Source organism: Longimicrobium sp. (assembly GCF_048594345.1).
Taxonomy (GTDB): Bacteria; Gemmatimonadota; Gemmatimonadetes; order Longimicrobiales; family Longimicrobiaceae; genus Longimicrobium.
Window position 1 is genome coordinate 1 of sequence record NZ_JBMDXM010000008.1, and the last position, 7,027, is coordinate 7,027.

Below are 7,027 nucleotides of genomic sequence, written 5' to 3' on the forward strand. Positions count from 1 at the left end.
CGCCGGGGGGGTTGGTGTGGTGGGGGTGGGGGGGGGCGGGGGGGGGGGGGGGCCCCCCCGTGCGGGGCGCCCCCCGCGCGCCCGCGTCCTGGCCCGCCCGGCAGGTCAGTCCTTCCCGGCGGCGGCGTACCGGGTGGAATACGAGTATCCGTACCCGTAGCCGTAGCTGTACCCGTAGTACGAGCCGCCGCTCAGGTCGATGTCGTTCAGCACCACCCCCGCCAGCGGGGCGTTCAGGTGGAACAGCTGCGTGGCCGCGTGCTGCAGCGCGCGCTTGTCGGTAATACCCACGCGCGCCACCAGCACGGTGGTGTCCGAGGCCGTGCCCAGCACCGCCGCGTCCGTCACCAGGTTCAGCGGCGGCGCGTCGACGATGATCATCTCGTACCGCGCGCGCATGCTGGCCAGCAGGTCGCGCATGCGCTGCGAGCCCAGGATCTCCGACGGGTTGGGGGGAAACACGCCCGCAGGGATCACGTCCAGCGCGTTCTCGCCGTCCAGGGGCACGCGGTACACCACCCGGTCCGTGTCGTCGCGGCCCAGCAGCGCGTTGGTCAGGCCGGGCGTCTGCGGAAGCTCGAACACCTGGTGCAGCACGCCGCGGCGCACGTCGCCGTCAATCAGCAGCGTGCGCGTTCCCTGCTGCGCCAGCGTCACGGCCAGGTTGGCCGCGCTGGTGCTCTTGCCGTCGCCGGGAAGCGCGCTGGTCACCACCACCACCTGCGGCGGCCGCTCGATGCTGGAAAAGGTCAGGTTGGTGCGCAGGGCGCGGTACGCCTCCGACGCCGGGCTGTGCGGGTCGATGCGCGTGACGATGCGCGACGTCTGCAGCACCTCGGGCGTCACGGGCGTGAGCGCCACCTTGCGCCCGCGCCGCTTGCCGTCGCCGTTCACGCCCGGCGCGTGGGCGCCGGCCCCCACGGCCGACTTGATGCGCGGGATGGCGCCCAGGATCGGCGCGCCGCCCGTGGCCGCCTGCGCGTCCTCGCGGGTACGGATGCGGGTGTCCAGCGCCCGCCGCGACACCGCCAGCGCGCACGCCGTGATCAGCCCCAGCACCCCCGCCAGCACCAGGCTGCGCAGCGGGCGGGGCATGTACGGCCTGCGGGGCACCAGCGCCTCGTCGATCACCTCCACCGTCGCCGGCTCCACCGCCCTGCGGATCTCCGCCTCCTTCAGGCGCGTCTGCAGCAGCGTGTACATCTGCGTCAGCAGGTCCTGGTCGCGCGCCAGACGGGCAAACTGGACTTCGCGCGCCGGGATCAGCTGGATCTGCGTTCCAAAGCGGCTCAGCGACGCGTCCTCGGAGCGGATCTGGCTGTCCAGGCTTTCCAGGTGGTTCTGCGCCACCCGGTACAGGTGCAGCTCCAGCTCGCGGATGCGCTGGTCGATCCCCTGCACGTCCAGGTTCTCGGTGGTGCGCCGCACCAGCAGCTGGGTGCGCTGGTTCTCCAGGTCCGTCAGCGTGTTGAGGATGTTGTTGACGGCCGGGTTCTGCAGGAACGAGGGGAACGCCGCCAGCTGGCGGTACGGCGAGGGCTCGCCCTCCGTCTGGTCACCCGCGCGCACCTTGGCCAGCAGCGTGGTCAGCGCCTCGCGCTCGGAGCGCAGCTGCTCCACCGAAGCCTGCAGCTCGGCCAGCCGCCGCACCTGCTGCGAGGCCTGGTCCTGCAGGTTCACCACCTGCTCCTGCTCGCGGAAGCCCTGCAGCCGGGTTTCGGCCCTGGCCAGCTCCACCTCGTAGTTGGTCACCTGCTCCTGCAGGAACTCCACCGCGCTGCGGGCCTCCTGCTGGCTGGCCGCCGCCTTGTACTGGATGAAGTGGCGGCTCACCGCGTTGGGCACCTCCGAGGCCAGCTCCGGGTCCTCGCTGTCGTAGCGGATGTGCACCACCTGCGCCCGCGGGTCGGGGCGGTACACCTCCAGGTTGGCGCGCAGCTGCGTCGCCGCCACCGTCAGCGGGCGAAAGCGGAAGACTACCCGGTCGGGGGGCGAGTCCGACAGCCGCGGGGCCAGCGCCAGGGTGGCGCCGTTCAGCTGGAACGGGGTGCCGATGCGCACGCGCTGCGGCACCTGCGTGCGCGCGCCGTCGGCGATGCGCACCGAGTACTCGCCGTTGCCGCGGTGCTCCATCTCCACCAGCGCCGAGGGCGTGCCGGGCGGCACCACCAGCGGCATGAGCACCGCGTCGCGTGTACGGGCCGGCTCTTCCAGCCGCAGGTTCAGGCTCAGCGACTCGGCCACCGCCTCGGCCACCTGGCGGCTGCGCAGCACCACCATGTCGGTGGCCAGCTCGGTTTCGGCGCCGCCGGCGCCGGGCGAGATGGCCTCCAGCGGGTTGGCGATCCCCTCGCCGCCGGAGTTCACGCGCAGCGTGGCTTCGCTCTTGTACCGCGGCTGCTGGCGCGACACCACCAGCGCGGTAAGCAGCACCGCCGCCAGCGTCACCCCCAGCACCAGCCAGCGCTGGCCCACGATGGTGTACCAGAAGTCGCGGAAGGTAATGCCGTCGGACACCTCCCGCGCCGGAAGGGCGGAAGGCGGCTGGGCCACCCGGTTGGCGGGTGCGTTGCGCTCGTCGGACGCGGACGGAGGTAGACGGGATTCCACGATACTCCTAGTTGCCGGCCCGGCGGATGCGGATGAGGTTCAGCGCAAGGTTGGTCGCCGAGATCCCCATGCCGATGAGGGTGGCGCCGTTGCGCTGGATCCAGGGGCGCCGCTCCACGTAGATCTGGTCGCCGGAGCGCAGGTCCACCTCGCGCAGCGTCTCGCCGGCGGCCACGCGCTCGCGGATCACCTCGCCACGCCGGACGATGCGGATGCGGCGCAGGTCGCCGCCCTCCACCGTGCCGCCGGCCAGCGCCACGGCGTCGGCCAGGGTCACCGTGGGGTCCACCGGGTACACCCCCGCCTGCCGCACCGAGCCCAGCACGTGGATGCGCCGCAGCGGCGTGATGTTGATGGACGGGTTGCGCAGGTGCACCTGGTAGTCCTCGATCAGCACCTCGCGCAGGCGGCGCACGGGAATGCCCGTGACCCGCTTTTCGCCGATCAGCGGCAGGATCACCACCCCGTCCACGTCCACCTGGAACTCGCCGGCCAGGTCGGGCTCGCGCCACACCTGAATGCGCAGCAGGTCGCCGGGGCGAAGCGTGATCGCCGAAGTGTCCGCGATTTCGGACGGCGGCGCGCTGGTCTGCGTGGCGGCCGGAACGGCGGCCGGCTCCGCTCCGTTCTGTGCCGCGGCGGTGCCGGCGGTCAGCAGCAGGGCCGCGGCGACGAGCGGGAACACACGATGCATCAGGAAGCCAACTCGGCGGTTGCGAGAGCGGGAGGAAGCGTCAAGCAGGGAAGTATAGCCCCGTGGTGCAGCCCCTTCAAGGTCGCGGGTGTCGCGGGCGGGGCCTCGATCGCATGGGCGGGGGTGGACAGCGTGCGCGCGGAGCGGACGATCGGCCACCGCTTCGCACCCGTCGAGCGTCGTCTGCATTACCTTCGTCTTCCTGCTGATACGCGGTACAGGCAGTCCCTGGATCTCCGCTCCACGGACAATCACCGCATTACAGCCCACGCAGCCGAATCGTTTGGCCGCGCCGGGCCGCTCCCTGGGTCGCGGCCGATCAGCCACGCGTCCACCGATTCACGCCGTTTCGGCAGTCCTCCGTCGGCTCACCCAGGACGCGCATCAGGTGATGCGGACGGACGCCCCCGTGCGACTTCGTTTCCCCCGGAGATGACTACAGGGAAGAAAAGTGCAGATGAATGCATGTGCAGTTGCAATTGCGTTCTGAAGTACGTCAACCCTGACGGGACCTTGGACACGATGGAATCGGAGATGCCCTGTTTCTTCCTTCCGCGGTTCGAGCGTCGCGGATGGGCAACCGATGCGCCTCGATGCCGATTCGCTGGATGAGGCCGAGCCCGGAGCGGAATCCGACGGGATCACGGATTTCCCCACCGGCGCAGCCTCTCGATTTCGCCCGTCCCTGATCGCGAGCAGAGGCAGGCCGCCTCCCTTTTCTCCGCGCTCTCCGCGTCCTCCGCGCCTCCGCGTGAGCCCCGTTTTTTCCTCCCCCCGTCGACGGGCGATGACGCACCCGGCCGGTTGCCGCGGGACGGGCGGCTCCCTATGTTCTCCCGGTTTTTCCCAGTTCCGCCCCACACGCCGCCACCGAGACGATGACGCAGGAGCCCGCAGTCGAGCAGCTGATCGCGCGCGGCAAGGAGGCGCTGGCGCGCAACCAGTACCTGGCCGCGCTGGACGACCTGCAGTCCGCCGCCGCGCGCCGGCCGGAGTTCGCCGACGTGCAGAACCTGTCCGGCGTGTGCCTGTCCATGCTGGGCCGCCCGGACGAGGCGCTGGCCGCGTTTACCCGCGCCACCGAGCTGAACCCCGGCTACGTCGAGGCGCACCTGAACCGCGCCATCACGCTCAATGACCTGGGGCGGCTGGACGAGGCGCGCGCCTCCTTTGCCCGCGCGGCGGAAGCGGACGAGGAAAAGGGCGGGGGAGGACGATTTTCTTCCGCCGCCGCCGCGCGCCTGGCCAACCTGCACGGCGAGCTGGCCGAGACGTACGAACAGGCCGGCGCGCCCGACGAGGCGGTGGAGCAGTACCGCCGCGCCGTAGAGCTGCGCCCCCGCTTTCTGGACATCCGCACCCGCCTGGGTCGGACGCTGATCGAGCTGGGGCGTCACGACGAAGCGCGGGGCGAACTGCAGGCGGTGCTGGAGCACAACCCCGGCTTTGTGCAGGCCCGCAGCAACCTGGGGCTGGCCCTGTTCCGCGCCGGACAGCTGGACGCCGCCGAAACGGAGTGGCGCCGCTGCCTGGCCCAGCAGCCGGGCAGCGCCCAGGTCTCCGCGTACCTTGGAATGCTGGAGCGGCGCCGCGCCGAAGCGGCGTCCGCCTGACCTTTTTTCGCGCCATCGAACCTGCGGGCCGTCCGCGGGTACATGCTGCCCATGACCGATCTGAGACCTTTCCGCAGGGCCGCGCTCGCCCTACTCGTAGCCGCGGCCCTCCCCGGCTGTGCCCTATTCCGCACCCCCCCGCCGCTGACCGTAGAGTCGGCGTACGCGCAGGGGATGGAGGCCTACAACGCCGGGCAGTGGCGCCGCGCCGCCGAGCTGCTGGGGCAGTTTGTCCCCAACGCCACCTCCGACCCGCGCCTCAAGGGCGCGCTGATGGCGCTGGGGCGGGCCCACCTGGAAACGCGCGAGTACGTGAGCGCTACCGCGCAGTTCCTGCGCGTGGCCACCGAGTTTCCGCGCGACCCCGAGGCCGAGGCCGCGCGCTTCGGGCTGTGCGACGCGTACCACCGCCTGTCGCCCCGTCCGCAGCTGGACCCGGAGTACACCAACGCCGCCATCACCTACTGCGAGTCGTTCGCCTCCATCTACCCCGGCACCCCGCAGGCCGCGCAGGCGCAGGCGTGGGTGGCGGAGATGCGCGGCAAGCTGGCGCAGAAGGCGTACGAAAACGGCTTCTTCTACTTTCGCCGCGGGCTGTACGACGCCGCCATCGTGTACTTCAACAACGTCGTCACGCAGTTCCCGGAGAGCCCGTGGTCGTCGTCGGCGCTGCTGCGGATGACGGAGGCGTACGGGCGCCTGGGGTACCGCGAGGAAGAGGCGGCCACCCGCGCCCGGCTGCTGCGCGAGTACCCGCAGAGCCCCGAGGCACGCAACCTGGCAGCCGCCCCGGCCGATTCGGCAGGGCGCTGACGGCGCGGTCCGTGCGGCTGGGTCTCTTTGGCGGCACCTTCGATCCGCCGCACCTGGGGCACCTGGTGGCGGCCTCGGAGGCGTGCGACGCGCTGCGGCTTGACCGGCTGTTGTGGATCCCCGCCGCCGTGCACCCCCTCAAGGGAGGCCGGGTGCGCACGCCCGCGCCGCTGCGGCTGGAGATGGCCGCGGCGGCCGTCGCGGGTGATCCGCGCTTTGGCGTGGACGACCTGGAGCTGAAGCGGCAGGGGCCCTCGTACACCGTCGACACCCTGCGCGAGGTGCGGGACCGGCACCCGGCGGCGGAGATCTTTTTCCTCACCGGCGCCGACAACCTGGCCGACCTGCCGCGCTGGCGTGAGCCGGACGAGATCGCGCGCATCGCCACCCTGGCGGTGGTGTCGCGCGAGGGCGAGACGCTTCCGGACGACCCTGCGTACCCCGCGGTGCACGTGCCCGTGACGCGGGTGGACGTGTCGTCCACCCTGGTCCGCGGCCGCGCGGCCACGGGCCAAACCTTACGATACCTGGTTCCCGACGCCGTGCGCGCCGTCATCGAGCGCGAGCGGCTGTACCGGGAGCCTTCCCCGCTGGACAGGATTCGATAGCGAGATGCTGAAGTCCCTCGTCAAGGCCGTGTTCGGCACGCGCCACCAGCGCGAGCTCAAGCGGCTGCAGCCCATCGTCGACGAGATCAACCGCGAGTTCGAGCGCCTGAAGGGCGTTTCCGACGACGAGCTGAAGGGGCAGACGGAAAAGTTCCGCGCCGCCATCCGTGAAGCCACCGCCGACGCCGAGGCCGAGCTGGCCGACCTGCGCGCGCGCCGCCGCGTCTCCGAAGACGCCACCGAGCGCGACGCGCTGTCGCAGCAGATGGGCGCCGCCGAGCGCCGCCTCAAGGCCGAGCTGGAAGGGGTGCTGGACGAGATCCTTCCCGAGGCGTTCGCCACCGTCAAGGCCGCCGCCCACCGCCTGGTGGGCACCGAGGCGCAGGTGACGGGGCAGACGCTGGTGTGGGACATGGTGCACTACGACGTGCAGCTCATCGGCGGCATGACGCTGCACCAGGGCAAGGTGGCCGAGATGGCCACGGGCGAGGGCAAGACGCTGGTCGCCACGCTGCCGCTGTACCTGAACGCCCTGGCCGGCCGCGGCGCGCACCTGGTGACCGTCAACTCGTACCTGGCGCAGCGCGACAGCGAGTGGATGGGGCACCTGTACGGGTTCCTGGGCCTGACCGTGGGGTGCATCGACCTGCACGAGCCCAACACCCCCGAGCGCCGCGCCGCCTACGGCG

5 protein-coding genes and 1 pseudogene are annotated in these 7,027 nt (G+C 71.6%); 4 read left to right on the forward strand and 2 right to left on the reverse strand.

Going from position 1 to position 7,027, the window contains the following annotated elements; genetic code table 11:
- Positions 1-105 precede the first annotated feature (105 nt).
- Together ACOJUJ_RS00655 and ACOJUJ_RS00660 are read right to left on the reverse strand one after the other, a co-directional pair.
- On the reverse strand, positions 106-2,610 hold the full coding sequence (locus tag ACOJUJ_RS00655; protein WP_420124910.1) for a GumC family protein: 2,505 nt from the start codon (positions 2,608-2,610) through the stop codon (positions 106-108).
- 7 nt (positions 2,611-2,617) lie between these two features.
- Positions 2,618-3,304 carry a polysaccharide biosynthesis/export family protein gene (locus tag ACOJUJ_RS00660; protein ID WP_420124911.1) on the reverse strand — a complete coding sequence of 229 codons (687 nt, stop codon included), beginning with the start codon at positions 3,302-3,304 and terminating at the stop codon, positions 2,618-2,620.
- Positions 3,305-4,182: 878 nt separating this feature from the next.
- On the opposite strand from ACOJUJ_RS00660, the gene ACOJUJ_RS00665 reads away from it, so the two are divergent.
- The 4 genes and pseudogenes from ACOJUJ_RS00665 to secA all read left to right on the forward strand — a co-directional run.
- Complete coding sequence (locus tag ACOJUJ_RS00665; RefSeq protein ID WP_420124912.1) at positions 4,183-4,917, forward strand: tetratricopeptide repeat protein; 735 nt, start codon at positions 4,183-4,185, stop codon at positions 4,915-4,917.
- Positions 4,918-4,968: 51 nt separating this feature from the next.
- Positions 4,969-5,730, forward strand: a complete 762-nt coding sequence (locus ACOJUJ_RS00670) for an outer membrane protein assembly factor BamD (protein WP_420124913.1) — start codon at positions 4,969-4,971, stop codon at positions 5,728-5,730.
- Between the two features lie 11 nt (positions 5,731-5,741).
- Positions 5,742-6,338, forward strand: coding sequence for a nicotinate-nucleotide adenylyltransferase (gene nadD / locus ACOJUJ_RS00675; RefSeq protein ID WP_420124914.1), 597 nt, complete (start codon positions 5,742-5,744; stop codon positions 6,336-6,338).
- A 4-nt stretch (positions 6,339-6,342) separates the two neighbouring features.
- Positions 6,343-7,027 (forward strand): annotated as a pseudogene (gene secA / locus ACOJUJ_RS00680) (preprotein translocase subunit SecA); the annotation flags it as partial.

What these genes read in the sequence shown, in the direction of transcription:
- ACOJUJ_RS00660 (WP_420124911.1), bottom strand. Translation starts at nt 3,304, where the DNA reads ATGCATCGTGTGTTCCCGCTCGTCGCCGCGGCCCTGCTGCTGACCGCC.
- ACOJUJ_RS00665 (WP_420124912.1), top strand. Translation starts at nt 4,183, where the DNA reads ATGACGCAGGAGCCCGCAGTCGAGCAGCTGATCGCGCGCGGCAAGGAG.
- ACOJUJ_RS00670 (WP_420124913.1), top strand. Translation starts at nt 4,969, where the DNA reads ATGACCGATCTGAGACCTTTCCGCAGGGCCGCGCTCGCCCTACTCGTA.